The organism is Spiroplasma taiwanense CT-1 (assembly GCF_000439435.1).
Taxonomy (GTDB): Bacteria; Bacillota_I; Bacilli_A; order Mycoplasmatales; family Mycoplasmataceae; genus Spiroplasma_A; species Spiroplasma_A taiwanense.
Map to the genome: position 1 here is coordinate 857,541 of NC_021846.1, position 18,907 is coordinate 876,447.

Sequence of the window (18,907 nt, forward strand, 5' to 3'; positions counted from 1 at the left end):
CTAATTTCCAAAAAACTTAAATTGTTCAAGAAATCTTATATCATTTTCATATAAATCTCTTATATTTTTTAAACCATATTTTAACATAGCTAAGCGTTCTATTCCTACTCCAAATGCTAGACCACTCACTTTATTTGAATCTAATCCATTTGCTTGTAAAACCTCTGGTGCTAACATTCCTGAACCCAATATTTCAATAAATCCAGTAAATTTACAAATTGAACATCCTTTTCCATTACAATTCATACAACTTACATCAACTTCTGCTGATGGTTCAGTAAATGGAAAAAAACTAGGTCTCATTCTAATAACTGTATCATTTGAAAATAATCTTTTACACATATATTCTAAAACTCATTTTAAATTTGCAAAACTCATTTTTTCACTTATTGCAAAAACATCCATTTGCATAAATTGATGTGAATGTGTTGCATCATCATCATCACGTCTATAAACATTACCATAACTTAATGCAGCAACATTAATATTTTTTGAAATAGCAGCATTTGTTAACATTCTTGCTGTCATATTTGTAGCATGTGTTCTTAAAACAGTATTTTCATCTATATAAAAAGTATCTTGCATATCTCTTGCTGGGTGGCCTATTGGCATATTCAATTTTTGAAAACAATATTCATCCGTTTCAAATTCAGTTCCATCAACTATTTCATATCCTAATTCACTAAAAATTTTGGAAACTTCTTCAATAACTAAATTTAAAGGGTGTTTTGAACCTAATTTTAGATTAATACCTTTCATTGTTAAATCAATTTTTTCAGCTTTTAAAATAGATTTTAATTCATCTTGATTCAATTTTTCATAAATTATATTTAATTTTTCATTAATAGTTATTTTAACTTCATTTGCTTTTAAACCCGCAATTTTTCTTTCATCTGGAGAAAATGATTTCAAACTTTTCAGAACTTCCATTAATTTTGAATTTTTTCCAGTAAATTCTTTTTTTATTTCTTCTAAATCATTTTTTGAATTAATTTTATCTACTTTTTTATTAAACTCTATTAATATTTGATCAATTTTTTCTAACATAATGCACCTTTTCTAATGTAAAGCATATTTATTATACTAAATTATTGCTTTAATATAACACTCAGATATTTTAATTTTTGAGTTTTCAATATTTTTTTGCTCTTGAATAATGTTTTTTTCAAATTTTTTATTATAGTTTAAAGACTTTAATAAAATAAGATTATGTTTAATTAATTCAAATTTTAATATTTCAAGTTTTCACTCATAAAATAAATCATTATCAAAATACTTTTCATTTTCAAAAATTGATTCATGAATTTTTTCAAAAAATAAGTAAGTAACTATTATATTATTAATAAATTTTTTAATACTATTGTATATTGAGGATAATAAATTATCTAAAATAGTTATTTTATATTCAAAAAAATCTAAATTTTTGATTTTATTTAAATAATAATTAATTATATTTCTTAATTCATGAATTTTTTCCTTAATATCATCTTCTTGTTTTTTATTATATTCAGTATTTAAGGCCTTTTTAAACATTTTTATAAAATTATTAGTATTTACTATATCTGTAAAATTAATAAATTCTCAATAAAAGTTAATTGAATTGTATTTTACTTTTAAAATTTTTTTACTGTATTTATTAATTAAATAATCTAAATTTTTCATTTTATATCCTCTTTAAAATTATAAACAAAAACCTACCCTTTTATGAGTAGGTTTTGATTGAACTGGCAACTTCCTATTTTCGCATTATACTATCGTCGGCGTAGTTGATCTTAACTTCTGTGTTCGACATGGGAACAGGTGTGACCTCAACGCTATGATCACCAGATCTTTTTCTTTGAGAGAAAAGTTATTAAATATAATAACTAAATCGTTCTCTCAAAACTGAATATTAAATGATTTATATATCTATACAAGCAATTATGTTTATAGGTTTCTTTCTTTGAAAGACCTCGATCTATTAGTATTGGTAAGCTGAACACGTCACCGTGCTTACACACCCAACCTATCAACCATGTGGTCTACATGGGATCTTACTTCAAAAGAATGGGAAAACTCATCTTGAAGGAGGCTTCTCGCTTAGATGCCTTCAGCGATTATCCTTTCCGCACATAGCTACCCTGCTGTGCCACTGGCGTGACAACAGGAGCACCAGGGGTGCGTCCATTCCGGTCCTCTCGTACTAGGAACAGCTCTTCTCAATTTTCCTACGCCCACAACAGATAGGGACCAAACTGTCTCACGACGTTCTGAACCCAGCTCGCGTACCGCTTTAATGGGCGAACAGCCCAACCCTTGGAACCGACTACAGCTCCAGGATGCGATGAGCCGACATCGAGGTGCCAAACCTCCCCGTCGATGTGAACTCTTGGGGGAGATCAGCCTGTTATCCCCGGGGTAACTTTTATCCGTTGAGCGACGGCCCTTCCACACGGGACCGCCGGATCACTAAGTCCTGCTTTCGCATCTGTTCGACTTGTAAGTCTCGCAGTTAAGCACCCTTATACCTTTGCGCTCTTCGTACGATTTCCAACCGTACTGAGGGTACCTTTGAGCGCCTCCGTTACATTTTAGGAGGCGACCGCCCCAGTCAAACTACCCACCAAACACTGTCCCTGATCCGGATAACGGACCTAGGTTAGAACCTCAATATAACAAGGGTGGTATTCCAAGGATGACTCCACGATCACTAGCGTGACCGCTTCAAAGTCTCCCACCTATCCTCTACATGTTACACCAAAATTCAATATTAAGTTATAGTAAAGCTCCACGGGGTCTTTCCGTCTAGTTGCGGGTAACCAGCATCTTCACTGGTACTAAAATTTCACCGAGTCTATAGCCGAGACAGCGAAGGGATCATTACGCCTTTCGTGCGGGTCAGAACTTACCTGACAAGGAATTTCGCTACCTTAGGACCGTTATAGTTACGGCCGCCGTTCACCGGGGCTTCAATTCAATGCTTCACCGAAGCTAACATCTCCTCTTAACCTTCCGGCACTGGGCAGGCGTCACCCCCTATACTTCGTCTTACGACTTTGCAGAGAGCTGTGTTTTTGCTAAACAGTTGCCCCTCCCTCTTCACTGCGGCTCACCATAAGTGAGCACCCCTTCTCGCGAACTTACGGGGTTATTTTGCAGAGTTCCTTAGCTATAGTTATCTCGCTTGCCTTAGGATTCTCTCCTTGACCACGTGTGTTCGTTCTCGGTACAGGCACCTAACAAATTAACGCTAGAAGCTTTTCTTGGAAGCGTGGAGTCATGGACTTCGCTACTAGCCGAAGCGTTCACTCCCCATCATACTTCAAGGTTATAGCACGCGGATTTGCCAACGTACACCTCTTTGTATTTAGACCGGCATAACCAACAGCCGGCATCCACTATCCTTCTCCGTCACTCCATCACTTTGTTAGGTGGTACAGGAATATCAACCTGTTGTCCATCGACTACGCCTTTCGGCCTCGCCTTAGGTCCTGACTAACCCTGGGTGGACGAACCTTGCCCAGGAAACCTTGGTCAAACGGCATGGGAGATTCTCACTCCCAAACGTTACTCATGCCGGCATAATCTCTTCTAATCGCTCCACCAGTCCTCACAGTCTGACTTCATTGCAATTAGAACGCTCCCCTACCACTTACATTGCTGTAAATCCAAAACTTCGGTACTACGCTTAAGCCCCGGTACATTTTCGGCGCAGAAGCACTCGACTAGTGAGCTGTTACGCACTCTTTAAATGATGGCTGCTTCTAAGCCAACATCCTAGCTGTCTGTGCACTTCCACATCCTTACACACTTAGCGTAAATTTAGGGACCTTAGTTGTTGATCTGGGCTGTTTCCCTCACGAGCATGGACCTTATCACCCATGTTCTGACTGCCGAGTATGAAATTATGGCATTCGTAGTTTAATTGTAATCAGTACCCCTAGGTGGGGCCATCATACATTCAGAGCTCTACCTCCATAATTCTTAACCTCGACGCTAGCCTTAAAGCTATATCGGGGAGAACTAGCTATCTCCGGGTTCGATTGGAATTTCACCCCTAGCCACAAGTCATCCACGGTCTTTTCAACGAACGTTGGTTCGGTCCTCCATTAGGTTTTACCCTAACTTCAACCTGCTCATGGCTAGATCACCCGGTTTCGTGTCTACGACATCGTACTAAACGCCCTATTAAGGCTCGCTTTCACTACGGCTCCGTGTATTCCACTTAACCTTGCACGATATCGTAACTCGCCGGCTCTTTCTACAAAAAGCACGCCATCACCCATTAACGGGCTCTGACTTCTTGTAAGCATATGGTTTCAGGTACTATTTCACTCCCCTCACGGGGTACTTTTCACCTTTCCCTCACGGTACTGGTTCACTATCGGTAAAATGGTAGTATTTAGGCTTACCCAGTGGTCTGGGTAGATTCCAACAGGGTTCCACGTGCCCCGCCGTACTCAGGATACTCTTTCGAGGTTAGTGCATTTTGCATACGGGGATATCACCCTCTATGTCACTGCTTCCCAACAGCTTCTGCTATACACTAACTTTGTAACTCTAACAAGAGTCCTACAACCCCGGCCCGTAGACCGGTTTGGCCTGTTCCGCTTTCGCTCGCCGCTACTAACAGAATCACATTCGTTTTCTTTTCCTCTAGGTACTAAGATGTTTCAGTTCCCTAGGTTCCCTTCACACAACCTATGTATTCAGTTGTGGATACTATGAGATTAATCATAGTGGGTTTCCCCATTCGGATATCGTCGGATCAAAGCTTACTTCCAGCTCCCCGGCGCTTTTCGCAGGTAGTCGCGTCCTTCATCGGCTCCATTTTCCAAGGCATTCACCATACGCCCTTACTATACTTTCTAAAGAAAAACCTATTTGCATATATAGATAATCTATAAAATTAATGAAATTTTAGTTTTCTTAGTAATTGTTTTTAAGTTACTAAATACGTTTTCATATATGAAACGTAAGAAAAATAAAATGTCTATTTTCATCTAATATTCAGTTTTCAAAGAACGATTTTCTTTTCAGAAATTGTCTGGGCCAAAAGGCCCATAAAAAACAATCTCTGAAAACTAGATAGAACTTAGATATAACCAAAAGCTGTTTTATATTTCACACAGCTTTTTCTCTAAATCTACGAATACTCCATAGAAAGGAGGTGATCCATCCGCACGTTCCCGTACGGATACCTTGTTACGACTTCACCCTAATCGCTAATCCTACCTTGGTACGCTCCCTCCTTACGGTTAAGATACGTGCTTCTGGTATTACCAACTCTCATGGTGTGACGGGCGGTGTGTACAAGACCCGAGAACGTATTCACCGCGACGTTGCTGATTCGCGATTACTAGTGATTCCGGCTTCATGAAGTCGAGTTGCAGACTTCAATCCGAACTGAGACTGACTTTTTGAGATTAGCTCCCCCTCGCAGGATTGCAACTCTTTGTATCAGCCATTGTAGCACGTGTGTAGCCCAGGACATAAGGGGCATGATGATTTGACGTCATCCCCACCTTCCTCTAGCTTACACTAGCAGTCTCATTAGAGTCCTCAACTGAATGTTAGTAACTAATGATAGGGGTTGCGCTCGTTGCGGGACTTAACCCAACACCTCACGGCACGAGCTGACGACAACCATGCACCACCTGTCTCAATGTTAGCCTCCACTACATCTCTGTAGCTTTGCACTGGATGTCAAGCCCTGGTAAGGTTCTTCGCGTTGCTTCGAATTAAACCACATGCTCCACCACTTGTGCGGGTCCCCGTCAATTCCTTTGAGTTTCACTCTTGCGAGCATACTACTCAGGCGGAGTACTTAATGCGTTAGCTGCAGCACCGACAAAATGCCGACACTTAGTACTCAACGTTTACGGCGTGGACTACTAGGGTATCTAATCCTATTTGCTCCCCACGCTTTCGTGCCTCAGCGTCAATCACAGGCCAGTAGACCGCCTACGCCACTGGTGTTCCTCCATATATCTACGCATTTCACCGCTACACATGGAATTCCATCTACCTCTCCTGCATTCTAGTTAGCCAGTTTTCAAGGCGAACCGGAGTTGAGCTCCGGGCTTTAACCTCAAACTTAACTAACCGCCTACGCACCCTATACGCCCAATAAATCCGGATAACGCTTGCCACCTATGTATTACCGCGGCGGCTGGCACATAGTTAGCCGTGGCTTTCTGGTAAGGTACCGTCAAACTAAAAACATTTCCTTTTCTAGCATTTCTTCCCTTACAACAGAGCTTTACAATCCGAAGACCGTCATCACTCACGCGGCATTGCTTCATCAGACTTTCGTCCATTGTGAAAAATTCCCTACTGCTGCCTCCCGTAGGAGTCTGGGCCGTATCTCAGTCCCAATGTGGCCGATCAACCTCTCAGTTCGGCTACGTATCATCGCCTAGGTGAGCAATTACCTCACCTACTAACTAATACGCCGCATCCTCATCTTCTAGCGACCCAAACGGGCCTTTTAACACCTTCTGATGCCATAATGGTGTCGTATGCGGTATTAGCAGTCGTTTCCAACTGTTATCCCCCACTAAAAGGTAGATTAGATACGTGTTACTCACCCGTTCGCCACTGGGTGCAAGCACCCCGTTCGACTTGCATGTATTAGGCATGCCGCCAGCGTTCATCCTGAGCCAGGATCAAACTCTCATTAAAAATTAATGTGAAAATTTTGATTCTTGGCTATATCTCTATCTCAAAAAATTGAACTTGTATAAATTGTACAAATTAAATTGGTTGTTGTTCTATCTAGTTTTCAAAGATCGTTTCTTCACTCATAACGAGCGACATATAATAATATATATGATTTATTTTCAATAATCAATACTTTTTCTGAAATTTTTTATTTTTTTTTATTTCAAAAAGCAGACTTATTGACAAGATTTATAATAGCATACTTTTTAAAAAAAAAATAAAAAAAAGCAAAAATTTTAATTTTTTTTTGCTTTTTTAATCATCTCAATCAATTGTTGGCATAAAATCTGACTTTTTTTCATTTACTGGATCTAAAATTTTATTCAAATCTACATCAATTGTTTTTGTTTTTTGTTTTTTTGTACTATTTGCTAAAGAATTTACTTTACTTTGATTTATTGGTAAAGCAATATTATTATTAATTAAATTTCTTTCTTTTTTTTTCATAGCCTCTCAAATTTTGTCAGAATCACCAAGAAAAACTTTACCCTCATAATTACTATCATATTTTGGGACTTTTCTTTGAGAATTTACATTATTTTGATTTGCAACGACATTCCCAATTGGTTTTTGAAATTTTTCAGCTCTATATTGTGATCTTCTCGGAACAATTGTTTCTTTATATGGATCTTTTGGAACTAAAATTGGGGGTAAATCATTTTCTTTTGGAATATTATTTGGAGATACTACATTACTAAAATTATTTTTACTAATTTCATCATTTTTTTGATTATTTGATAAATTATCAATAATTTCAATTTTCTCACTAACTTCATCATTTAAAGACTTTAAATCTAATTCCTTTGTTTTTTGAGTCTCAACCTCATTAATAACAGAATTCATATGTTCTTCTTGAAAAACATTATTATTTAAATTATTTTTTAATTGTTCTAATTTATCAGCAATATTAAAAGTTTCTTCATTTGGAGTTGAAGTGAAATTTGGATTTATATTAAGTGCCCTTTGAATATTATTATTATTTTGTTCTGCTACAATTTCAGTTTGCAAATTAACTTTTCTATCTTTATCTTTTACTTTTTCTTCTATTTTATCTTTTGTTAATATTAATAAAAAACTTATTACTATTATCATAAAAACTATTGATAACCCAGATAATAAATAGTTTAAATATAATTTTTCAAAAATTATAGATAATTCTATACTGTTATTAAAAATAATAATTATAAAAACTAATGGATTAACTAAATTTAATAAAGCAATACCAACTGTAATAAACCATAACTTTTTAAATTTTTGATTAATTACATGAAAAGTTGTTGTTAAAAGTAAAAACAAACAAAATAATATTGATAAAATTGGCAAAATGTTTAGCATTGAAAATTGCCAACCCCCAAAAATAAAAACTATTGTTTCATTATGTAAGAAAAAAGATTGACCAAAAAATGAAAAAAGTCCTCCCATTAATATAAATAAAAAACTTAAAACTTTCATCATTTTCATAAAACTTCCCCCATCTTATTTGCCCTACAATATATTACTATTTTAGCATAATTTTATTTATTACAAACCCTAAAAATTATTAATTATATATAAATAAAAAAAGTCAATTGACTTTTTAATAATTTAAAACTATTCCTCTATATCTTGTCATGCTTAGTAATGATTCTCTAATTCCTTGAACACCTTCACCAGAATTTTTAATGCCTAAAAAAGGAAAAGAATCAGGACCTCTTTGAGATTTTGAATTTATATTAATTGTTCCTGTCTTTATTTTTTTTGCAGTATTTATTGCTGTTGAAATATCTTGGCAAAAAATACTTGCTTGAAGTCCAAATTCAGATTCATTTGAAATTTTAATCATTTCATCAATTGAATTTAATCTAATTATTGGCAAAACTGGACCAAAAGGTTCTTCTCATGCAACTCTCATTTTAATTGAAACATTATCAATTAGTGTTGGTCAAATTAAATTTTTTTCAGATTTATATCCTGTGATTATTTTTGCACCATTTTGTTTTGCATTATCAATTAAACCTAAAATGTAATTTGCTGATTTTTCATCAATAACTGGTGTTATATCACAATTATCAAAAGGTGAACCTACAGTTAATTTTTCAATTTTTTGCTTTAAAATTGGCAATAATTTATCTGCAATTTGATTTGTAGTTAAAACTCTTTTGATAGCCGTACATCTTTGTCCTGAATAACTAAATGCCCCTGAAATTATTTCCTCTGCATATTTTTCTAAATTTAAATCATCTAAAACTAGTGCTGGATCTTTTCCTCCCAACTCCAAAACTAAATCAGTTGTGCTTCCATTTTTTCTAATTTGATTCCCTATATTTACACTTCCTGTAAAAGAAATCATATCAATTTCTTTATTTGCAGTTATGATATCTCCAATTTCTCTTCCTCGTCCTGTAACGATATTAAAAATTCCTTTTGGTAAATTTGCTTTAATTACAAGTTTTGATATAAATGCTCCAACCAAACTTCCTGCAGTTGCTGGTTTAAAAACAACTGTATTTCCCATAACTAATGCTGGGATTATTTTTGCAAAAGCTAAATTAAAAGGATAATTAAAAGGAGAAATTGCAAGAATTACACCTTTTGCAACCCTTGAAAAAACACCAATTTTATTTTTTGCTCCCATTCCTTCTCCAGTTTGAGAATGTGGATCAATTCTTTTTGCCTCTTCAAACGTATAATCAATTATTTCAATAGTTCTTTCAACCTCATTTAATGAATCTTTTAAGGATTTTGCAATTTCTTCTGTCATAATTTGTGCAATTTCATTTTTATTTTCCACAATTAAATCTTTAAATTTTTTTAAAATATTAATTCTATCTAATAAATGTTTTGCTTCTCAAGCTTCTTGTGAAAGTCTTGCATATTTAAAAGCATTATCAATATCTTTTGCACTTAAAGCACTAACTTTACCTGCAATTTCTAAAGTTGTTGGATTCATAATTTCTAATCATTGCCCATTATCAATTAATTCATTATTAATTAAAGCATTATATTTTCTCATTTTTTCCACCTCTTATAAATTATACACCCTTATTTTTTGAATATATTTCATTCATTAAAATTGAGCCTGCAACACCCACATTCAAACTTTCCACCTCAGGATTTATTTTAATTTTTGCATTTAATTGTATTAAATCCCTAACTTCTTTTGAAATTCCATTTCCTTCATTTCCTAAAATTAAAGCAATTTTTTTCTTTTTTATTTTTTCATAATTAAAATTACTTTCATTTTGCAAAATAGTTCCAATAATAACGACTTCCTTTTGGATTAACTCTTCTAAAAATTTTTTTAAATCCGTATTTATTAAATTTAATTCAAAATGATTCGATTGAGTGGCTCTTAATACTTTTGAATTATAAAAATTTACACAATCATTTGAACAAATAATATTTTTAAATTCAAAAGCTAAAGCACTTCTTAATAATGTTCCTAGATTTCCTGGATCTTGTATTCCATCTAGAATTAAATAATTAGAATCAATTTCCTTAAAATCTTGAATTTTACATATTGCAAAAATTCCTTGTGATGATTTTAGTGAAGATATTTTTTTTGAAATATTATCTGTAATTTCAAAAGAATTAGTAAAATCTTTATATTTATCAATATATTGTTTTTCTATAAAAATAGATTCTACAACTCCTTTTGATATTGCCAAATCCACCATTTTAAGCCCTTCTATCAAATATTTTTTAGTTTCTTTTTGATAACTTATCTCTTTTAATAAAATTAACTCTTGAATGAGCTTATTTGCCACAGAAGTTATTTTTTGCATGTATTTACTCACTAAATCCGAAAGCTATTTCATATAGCTTATTTTCAGGATTTTCATAGTCCTTTCCTTTATATTTTGGATTTTCAACAGGATAACTAAAAATATAATTAGCTTTTCTTGGTGGTTCTATTAATTTTGCTTGAATTTCAAATAATGGCGAAAGTTGTTCTCCATTTTTTCTTTTTTCTTTTGCTTCTTGCATTATATCTTCATAATCTTTAATTTTTTCTTGTTTAACAAGTATTCAAATTTTATTTTCATGATATCACTTTACTATTTTTTTATACTCTTCATATGTAAATTTTTTAGCTTTATCTGCTACAATAAACCTCTTTGTTTCTTTATTTCAATCTACGACAAAATCTTTTCAAATTATATTTCCCGTTTTACCACTAACCATTAATTTTTTTGTTTCTTCAATACATTGATCTAATGTATTAAAACCATATCCAATAAAAGAATTTCCACTTCATAAATTTATATAGTTTATTTTTCTAGGATTTCATAATTCTTCAAAACAAATTGTAATTACTCAATATCTTTTATCTGTATTATTATGATGAATTTCAAAGCCATATTTGCTGTTCTTTATAAGAATTTCTCTATTTGTAACTTTTACAATTTTATATTTAAAATTTTTCATTATTTTTATTTTTTCTTCTTCAGTTAATTTAATATGTGGTTCATTTTTTAAAGTTTTCATAACTTCTTGTGTTTTATTAATTAAATTAACAGATTTTTCTCTTTTTTTACTAAATGAATTTAAAATGTTTAAATCAGAATTTGGATCTGGAAGAATAAGTTTACTTTGAGTTTCTAAATTTTCTTCATGTACTTGATTTTTAATTTCATTCGAATTAGATAAAGGATTTTTTACAAAATTACTACTTTCCTTTAATTTTTGAATAAGATTTTTTGCCTTTGAATTATCAATTTTTAGGTCTTCATTCAATTGTTCGTTGTTTATTTTATTTATTTTAACTTTAACTTCTTTATTTTCTAATTCCTGAGGTTCAGTTTTATTAATATCTAAAGAAGGAATTCTTGGATCTTTTGAATTTGAGGGTTTATAATCAAAAATTTCATTTCTTTTATTTTTCATTTTTGAACCCCCTTTTTATTAATAACCAGTATTTTGTCTTTTAAAATTTATTTCATTTTTATTGTTATAAATTTCTAATAATTCTTCATCTGAAACATTTAATAAATCTACTAAAACTAAAAAAACATTAAATAAAATTGAAAATGAATTGAAATCTTGGTTTTTTTGAAATTCTAATATTTTTAAATAAACTTCAATTGTTCAATCATCAATATTTAATATATTTAAAGTAGATTGATTTTTAAATTTTTCAAAATTAAAATTCAAATCATTTCCTAAACTTAATATAAAATGAAGTGCATCTATATATTCTTCTAGAAGGATATTTCTCTCACTTGGCTTCTTATTTGATCAATATTTAAATGATCTATACTCATTGACAAATTCTGAAATTTCAACCAATAATGCAATTATTTTTTTCTTTGTTATTTCAGAATTCACTACTAAACCTTTATTTTCCATAATATATTTATCTAAAATTATTTGTTTATCTTTTAAATAAATTAAATTTTTATTTTTTAACATTTCACACCTACTTCAAATATAATTTTAATTTAAAAAAACGATATTCAACTATCGTTTTTTAAAATTTTTAGAATCCTGGTTTTTTTAATAGTTTAAACATATTTGTTTTATAAACCTCAACACCTGGTTGATTAAATGGATTTACTTCAAGTAAGTATCCACTCATTGCACAAGCCTTCATAAATCAATATGCTGCATAACCAAACATTTCTGAATCCATTTTTTCAAATTCTAAAATAATATTTGAAACTTGACCCACATTTGCATGAGCATCAACTACTCCTTCTAATGCTGTTCTATTAATTTCATGAAATGAATTTTTGGTTAAATAATTTAAACCATCTAAATCTTCATCATTTAGTGGTACTTTTAAATCAATTTGAGGTTTTTTAACATCAATAACAGTTTCAAATAAAACATTTTTTGACCCTTCTTGAATAAATTGTCCAAGCGAATGTAAATCAGTTGAAAAAACACAACTAGTTGGAAATAATCCTTTACCATCTTTTCCTTCTGATTCACCAAATAACTGTTTCCATCATTCAGTAAAAATCTGCATTTGCATTTCATAACTTACCAATGTTTCTACTTTATAGTTTTCTTGTTTATGTAATAAATACCTTGCAATAGCATATTTATAAGCTTCATTTCAAGTATTTTTTGTATCTTCCATTGCTTTTTTAGCTCCAATAAATATTTTGTCTACATCAACACCAGCTACAAGCAGAGGAAAAATTCCAACTGGAGTAAATACTGAAAATCTACCTCCAATATCATCTGGAATAGTAAAAGTTTCATAATTCTCAGCAGTTGCTAATTGTTTTAAAGCTCCCTTTATTTTATCTGTTACTGCAATAATTCTTGATCTTGAATTTTCTTTTCCCTTTTGATTAACTAATAATTGCTCAAAAACTCTAAAAGCAATTCCAGGTTCAGTAGTTGTTCCTGATTTAGAAATATTTACAATTCCAAATTCTTTATTTTGCAAATAATCAATAATTTGTTGTGTATATGAAGAAGAAATTGTATTTCCTATGTAAATTAGTTCAACCTTATCTTTATGGTATAAACCTCTAATCATTTCATCAGCTGCTCTCGCCCCAAGATAACTTCCACCAATACCAACAACAAGTAGAACATCAATTTCTTGTCTTAATTTACTTGCTACTTCTTTCATTTTCTTCAATTCATTTTCATCAAATTCAACTGGCCAGTTAACTCAACCTAAAAAATCATTTCCTAGTCCTGTTTTATTTTCAATCATTTCATGAATTAAATTTATTTTTTTAATATCAAAATTTTTGATTTCACTTTCAATTTTAGTATTTTTAAAATTGCTTTTTATCATTGTTAATGCATCTCCTATTTTATTTAGATTCTATACTGCTCTTTAAGTTATCAAATCCACTGCCAGTTTCTTTAATTTTTACATCTGTTGACTTTAATAATTCTGGTCTTAATTTTTTATAGCTTAGCTTTATTTGATTTTTAGCATCAATTATTTCTATAACTTCTATTTCATATTCTTGTCCAACAGTTAAAAAATCACTAATACTTTTTACAAAAAAATCTGAAATTTCTGAAATATGAATTAGTCCTTTAATTATTTCATTTTCATGTTCTATTTCACAAAAAGCACCATAATTAACTATAGCAGTTACTTTTGCATTTATTTTTTGTCCTTTGTTTAACATTTTCATTGCTCTCCTTACAATATAATTGTAAACTTAAATTAAATAATAAATTAAATTTTAAAAAAAATTTTAAATAGAGGTGATTAATTTGGAAAAAAATAACTTAGAAAAAGAAGTAAAACAAGTTTTAGAGCAATTAAGAATGTATGTAACACAAGACGGTGGAGATATGGAATTTGTTGCAATAAAAAATAGACTTGTTTATATTCGTTTAAAAGGAAATTGTGTTGGTTGTAGTATGACAGAATTAACATTTAAAGAAGGTATTGAAACAGTTTTACTAGAAGAATTCCCATATGAATTAGATGGTGTTGAATTAGTAATGTAAAATAAAAATTCCACAATTGTGGAATTTTTATTTTAACCTACGGATCCTTCCATATCCATTTTTATTAATTGATTAAGCTCAACTGCGTATTCCAAAGGTAATTCTTTTGTAAAAGGTTCTAAAAAACCCATTACTATAATTTCAAGTGCTTGTGCTTCATCTAAACCTCTACTCATTAAATAAAATAATTGTTCTTCACTTACTTTTGAAACAGTTGCTTCATGTTCAATTTGAGATTCATTATTATGAACTTTATTTTGAGGAATTGTATCTGAATGAGATTGATTATCTAAAATTAAAGTATCACATTCTACTCTTGCTTTTGAATTAATAGCATTTGGTCCAATATATGCAAGTCCCCTATAATTTGCAGTTCCACCTTGAAATGTTATTGATTTTGAAACAATTTTTGATTTTGTTTCTTTACCTAAATGAATCATTTTACTTCCTGCATCTTGATAAACACCTTTTTTTGCAACTGCTATAGAAATTGTATCTCCTTGTGCTCTATCACCCTTTAAAATACAAGAAGGATACTTCATGTTCACTTTTGAACCAATATTTCCGTCCACTCATTCCATTCTTCCATCTTCTTCAACTAAACTTCTTTTTGTTACAAGGTTCAAAACATTGTCACTTCAATTTTGAACAGTTGTATATCTCATAGAAGCTCTTTTACCAACAAAAATTTCTACAATTGCAGCATGTAAATTATTTTTTGAATAAATTGGTGCAGTACATCCCTCAATATAATGCAATTCTGCATCATCTTCAACAATTATAAGAGTTCTTTCAAATTGACCTGAAGCTTGATAATTTATTCTAAAATAGGCTTGCAATGGCTTTTCAAGTTTAACACCATTTGGTATATAAATAAATGTTCCCCCACTTCAAACTGCTGCATTTAAAGAAGCATATTTATTATCATCATTGTCAACTAATGTTCCAAAATATTTTTTAAATAATTCTGGGTGTTTTTTTAAAGCTGTGTCACAATCTGTAAAAATTACACCTTGTTTTGTTAACTCATCTTGCATTCTTTCATAAACTGGTTTTGCATCCCATTGAACATTTATTCCCATTAAGAAATTTTTTTCAGCTTCCGGAATACCTAATCTTTCAAAAGTTCTTTTTATATTATCTGGTACCTCATCTCATGTTTTTACAGTATCTGAAGCACCTTCTGTATAGTAATAATAATCATTAAAGTCAACTCAGTTTAAGTCAGGACCAAAATTTGGTTGAGGTTTTTTATTAAATTTTTCTAAGCTTTCAAGTCTATATTTTAGCATTCATTCAGGTTCTTGTTTATGTTTTGAAATTTGTTTTATAACATTAATATTTAATCCTTTATCAACTTTATAAGTTGATAATTCCCCCTCATTAAAACCATATTTATAATCTGCTATTTGTTTAATTTCTTCTTCTTGTTTTAATTTTTTCATTTTTTACTCCTCTCCTTTTAATATTTTTCTAAAACCATCAGCTCCCAAAAGTGCACAATTTATTCTATTTCCTTGTTTATTTATTTCTCAAAATGCAATTAATTCATCAAGGATTTGTTCATTGTAATCATTTCCAGCAATCATATTATAATAATTCACTAACTGTTCTTCTGCTTCACTAAGTGTTAAATTGATTAATTTAGAAGATAAGATATCTGTTGATGCTGTTGAAATTGCACAAGCGTTTCCATCAAATCTTGCATTAATTATTTTATTATTTTCAATTAATAATTGAACATTTATTTCATCACTACAAGTTGGAGAATCTTGAAATTTAATAATAGCTTTTTCATTTTTAATAAGACCTTTATTTTCTGGCTCAGTATAATGTTCCATTATAATTTGTCTTAATTGAATTTTATCAGCCTTATTAAACATATTGTTTTCTCCTTTTTTAAATAATTTCGTTTATTCAATCATCACAATCTTTTAATGCTTCAATAAATGTATCAATATCTTGTTTAGTATTATAAATAGAGAAACTAACCCTTATTGTTGATTCAACATTTAATAAATTTGAAGTTAATCTTGCACAATGTTTTCCAACTCTAACTGAAATTTTGTACTTTTTATTTAAAAAAGATCCAAAATCTTGTGCATTAACTCCAATTAAATTAAATAACAAAATTGGTTGATCATTTTCTAAATTATAGAATTCAAATTTATTTATATTAATTTCATTAATTTTGCTCTTAAAGTACATTTTTAGATTTTTTTCATATTCTATAAGATTTTTCATTCCTAGTTCATTTATAACATCAATACACTTATTATATGCATAAATTGCAGATAAATTTAATGTACCTGCTTCAAATTTTTCTGGAATTGGGGCTAATTTATATGAATTTTTAAAAATACTTGAATTATTTCCTCCTCCATATAGAATTGGTTTCATTAATTTTAGTAATTCTTGTTTTGCTCATAAAATACCTAAACCAAATGGACCATACATTTTATGAGCTGAAAATGCAACTGCATCAACATTGAGCTCTTTCAAATTTATAATATTATGAGCAATTGATTGTGCAAGATCCAAAATAATTATTGTATTTGCATTAATTTTTTTTATTTCTTCAACAATGTTAATGACATCATTTTGGATTCCAATAGTATTAGAATTCATTGCAAAAGAAACAATTTTTGTTTTTTTTGTTACACATTCATTAATTTTTGAAATATCAATAGAGAAATTTTCACTGAGTTTAAAATAATTAATTTTTAACTTATTTTCTTCAGCAAGTACCATTCAAGGAAGTAAATTTGAAGAATGTTCTAGTTCAGTTAATAAAATTTCATCACCCTCTTTAAATATTTCTTTTAAGCCAAATACCAATTGATTTAATGAGTAAGTTGCTCCACTTGTAAAAATAATTTCTTTATAATTTTGAATTCCAATAAAATCTGCTATTTTAGTTCTTAATTCTTTTAATAAAGTATTTGCCTTATATGCATTATCAAATAAAGAATTATGAGTATTTGCAGCAATTTTTAAATCATAATCACTTTGTGCTTTAATAACTTCATCAAATTTTATGCTTGTAGCAGCAGAATCAAAATAAATTTCTTCAGCATTATTTCTAAAATAAGAAAATTTTTCTTTATAGTTCATTAAATCATTTCCTTTAAAGTTTTTTTCAAATAATTTAATAAATCTTCATTTTCAATTAATTGAAATACTGGTTCAAAATAACCATTGATTATAAGTTCTTGAGCTTCAATTTTATTTAATCCTCTTGATAGTAAATAAAAAATTTGATCTGGGTCTAACATTCCTATTGCATTTGCATGACTTGCAACAATATCATTTTCATCAATTAATAAAACTGGATCAGAGTCTGCTTTTGCTTCTTTATCTAAAACTAATAATCTTAATTCTTGATGAGCTTCAGATGAACTTGAACCTTGTCTTATATCACTAATACATCTTATAAATCCTTTTGAAATATCTTTTAAAACTTCATATGCTTGAATATTTGAAGAAGAATTTCTAGAATTATGAATAGATTTTATTACACTATTTTTATTAAAATTTTTATTAATAATTGTAGAACTATAATAATCTATTAATGAATTTTCTCCATTTAAATTAATTGATATATTATCATCACAATTAAAATTATTTAAATTTGCTATTTTTAAATTTAAATTACTATTTTTATTTAAATTAAAATCCAAATTAAATATTTTTTTTGAATTATCAATTGAGGGCAAAAATAAAATCACCAAATTTAATTCTGTATTATTATTAATATCAAACTCTATACTTCCTTGTGCTTTTTCTAAAAGCAATATTTTTGTTTCATTTTTACTAAAAGTATAACTACTAGGTAATTCATTTCTAAAATCTAAATATGCTGGTGATAAAGCTATCTCTAACATTATTTAACCAATTCCTTTGCTCATGAATAACCTTCAGTATTAATTTTTTCAACAATTTCATTACCACCACTCTTAATAATTTTTCCATTAATAATAACGTGCGCATGTGTTGGTGTAACTTTTTTAAAAAATCTATCATAATGGGAAACAATTATCATTGCATTTTTTGATAAATCAATTTCATTTAAATTTTTTGAAACAACCTCTAAAGCATCTACGTCAAGTCCTGAATCAATTTCATCAATCAAACTAAAAATTGGATTTAATAATTTTAGTTGTAAAATCTCATTTTTTTTCTTTTCTCCACCACTAAAACCATCATTTACAAATCTTTTCAACATATTTAAATCAAAATCCAAATTATTTGCTTGTTGTTTTACTTCTTTAAAAATTTCTTGCAATTTTTTAGATTCTTTATTATGAGCATTTACAATATATTTTAAAAATTCTAAATTTGTTACACCCGGAATTATTTGAGGATTTTGCATTGCAAGAAATATTCCCAGTTTACTTCTTTCATCAACACTTAATTCCAAAATGGATTCTCCATTAATTTTTATATCACCTGACGTAATTTCATATTTTGGATGTCCCATTATAGCCATTAGTAAAGTTGATTTACCATTACCATTTGGACCCATTAAAGCATGAATTTCTCCAGAGTTAATAATTAAATTAATACCCTTTAAAATTTCTTTCTCTTCTATTTTTACATATAAGTCTATTATTTCTAATTTATTCATGTTTTTTCTCCCTGCATAATTATTATATTTGTAAATATATTAAAAAAGCAAAAAAAGTATATTAATTCAATTTACAAAAAACAATTAAATTTTAATATATTCAACCATTTTTATTGAAAATAAATAACAAAATTTAATTAAAAGTCCTTTTTTTTTAAGTTTTTT

The 18,907-nt window shown here is 29.8% G+C and carries 15 protein-coding genes and 3 rRNA genes; 1 reads left to right on the forward strand and 17 read right to left on the reverse strand.

Features of this window, described 5'->3' with window-relative positions; translation table 4 throughout:
• From pheS to STAIW_RS04405, 12 genes are all read right to left on the reverse strand, one after another.
• Entirely contained in the window at nt 1-1,047 is a 1,047-nt protein-coding gene (pheS, locus tag STAIW_RS04350; protein ID WP_020834619.1) for a phenylalanine--tRNA ligase subunit alpha, read from the reverse strand.
• Between the two features lie 36 nt (nt 1,048-1,083).
• Complete coding sequence (locus tag STAIW_RS04355) at nt 1,084-1,662, reverse strand: hypothetical protein (RefSeq protein WP_020834620.1); 579 nt, start codon at nt 1,660-1,662, stop codon at nt 1,084-1,086.
• 60 nt (nt 1,663-1,722) lie between these two features.
• A 5S ribosomal RNA gene (gene rrf, locus STAIW_RS04360) occupies nt 1,723-1,828 on the reverse strand.
• A 111-nt stretch (nt 1,829-1,939) separates the two neighbouring features.
• Nucleotides 1,940-4,851, reverse strand: a 23S ribosomal RNA gene (locus STAIW_RS04365).
• A 291-nt stretch (nt 4,852-5,142) separates the two neighbouring features.
• Nucleotides 5,143-6,663: ribosomal RNA gene (locus tag STAIW_RS04370) — 16S ribosomal RNA — on the reverse strand.
• Together the 16S, 23S and 5S rRNA genes form the textbook arrangement of a ribosomal RNA operon.
• A 294-nt stretch (nt 6,664-6,957) precedes the next feature.
• Nucleotides 6,958-8,163 carry a hypothetical protein gene (locus STAIW_RS04375; RefSeq protein WP_020834621.1) on the reverse strand — a complete coding sequence of 402 codons (1,206 nt, stop codon included), beginning with the start codon at nt 8,161-8,163 and terminating at the stop codon, nt 6,958-6,960.
• 115 nt (nt 8,164-8,278) lie between these two features.
• Nucleotides 8,279-9,694, reverse strand: a complete 1,416-nt coding sequence (locus STAIW_RS04380; protein ID WP_020834622.1) for an NADP-dependent glyceraldehyde-3-phosphate dehydrogenase — start codon at nt 9,692-9,694, stop codon at nt 8,279-8,281.
• A 19-nt stretch (nt 9,695-9,713) separates the two neighbouring features.
• The gene (locus STAIW_RS04385; protein ID WP_020834623.1) at nt 9,714-10,466 is read right to left on the reverse strand and encodes a TrmH family RNA methyltransferase; all 753 of its coding nucleotides are present in this window, start codon (nt 10,464-10,466) and stop codon (nt 9,714-9,716) included.
• Between the two features lie 4 nt (nt 10,467-10,470).
• Complete coding sequence (locus tag STAIW_RS04390; protein ID WP_020834624.1) at nt 10,471-11,568, reverse strand: hypothetical protein; 1,098 nt, start codon at nt 11,566-11,568, stop codon at nt 10,471-10,473.
• An 18-nt stretch (nt 11,569-11,586) separates the two neighbouring features.
• On the reverse strand, nt 11,587-12,093 hold the full coding sequence (locus STAIW_RS04395) for a dUTP diphosphatase (protein WP_020834625.1): 507 nt from the start codon (nt 12,091-12,093) through the stop codon (nt 11,587-11,589).
• Nucleotides 12,094-12,160: 67 nt separating this feature from the next.
• Nucleotides 12,161-13,441 carry a glucose-6-phosphate isomerase gene (locus tag STAIW_RS04400; protein ID WP_020834626.1) on the reverse strand — a complete coding sequence of 427 codons (1,281 nt, stop codon included), beginning with the start codon at nt 13,439-13,441 and terminating at the stop codon, nt 12,161-12,163.
• A gap of 19 nt (nt 13,442-13,460) precedes the next feature.
• Entirely contained in the window at nt 13,461-13,787 is a 327-nt protein-coding gene (locus STAIW_RS04405) for a S1 RNA-binding domain-containing protein (protein WP_020834627.1), read from the reverse strand.
• Between the two features lie 88 nt (nt 13,788-13,875).
• Between STAIW_RS04405 and STAIW_RS04410 the strand changes: the two genes are divergently transcribed.
• Complete coding sequence (locus tag STAIW_RS04410) at nt 13,876-14,115, forward strand: NifU family protein (RefSeq protein ID WP_020834628.1); 240 nt, start codon at nt 13,876-13,878, stop codon at nt 14,113-14,115.
• Nucleotides 14,116-14,147: 32 nt separating this feature from the next.
• Here the strand turns inward: STAIW_RS04410 and sufB are convergent, their stop codons facing one another.
• The 5 genes from sufB to sufC are packed head-to-tail and all read right to left on the reverse strand — an operon-like array spanning nt 14,148 to nt 18,742.
• The gene (gene sufB / locus STAIW_RS04415) at nt 14,148-15,560 is read right to left on the reverse strand and encodes a Fe-S cluster assembly protein SufB (protein WP_020834629.1); all 1,413 of its coding nucleotides are present in this window, start codon (nt 15,558-15,560) and stop codon (nt 14,148-14,150) included.
• Between the two features lie 3 nt (nt 15,561-15,563).
• A complete protein-coding gene (locus tag STAIW_RS04420) occupies nt 15,564-15,998 on the reverse strand; it encodes an iron-sulfur cluster assembly scaffold protein (protein WP_020834630.1) in 435 nt (144 codons plus the stop codon).
• 16 nt (nt 15,999-16,014) lie between these two features.
• Nucleotides 16,015-17,229, reverse strand: a complete 1,215-nt coding sequence (locus tag STAIW_RS04425; protein WP_020834631.1) for an aminotransferase class V-fold PLP-dependent enzyme — start codon at nt 17,227-17,229, stop codon at nt 16,015-16,017.
• Nucleotides 17,229-17,999 carry a SufB/SufD family protein gene (locus STAIW_RS04430; RefSeq protein WP_020834632.1) on the reverse strand — a complete coding sequence of 257 codons (771 nt, stop codon included), beginning with the start codon at nt 17,997-17,999 and terminating at the stop codon, nt 17,229-17,231. The genes STAIW_RS04425 and STAIW_RS04430 overlap by 1 nt, the downstream gene beginning before the upstream one ends.
• Nucleotides 17,999-18,742, reverse strand: coding sequence for a Fe-S cluster assembly ATPase SufC (gene sufC / locus STAIW_RS04435; RefSeq protein WP_020834633.1), 744 nt, complete (start codon nt 18,740-18,742; stop codon nt 17,999-18,001). The genes STAIW_RS04430 and sufC overlap by 1 nt, the downstream gene beginning before the upstream one ends.
• Between the last annotated feature and the right edge of the window lie 165 nt (nt 18,743-18,907).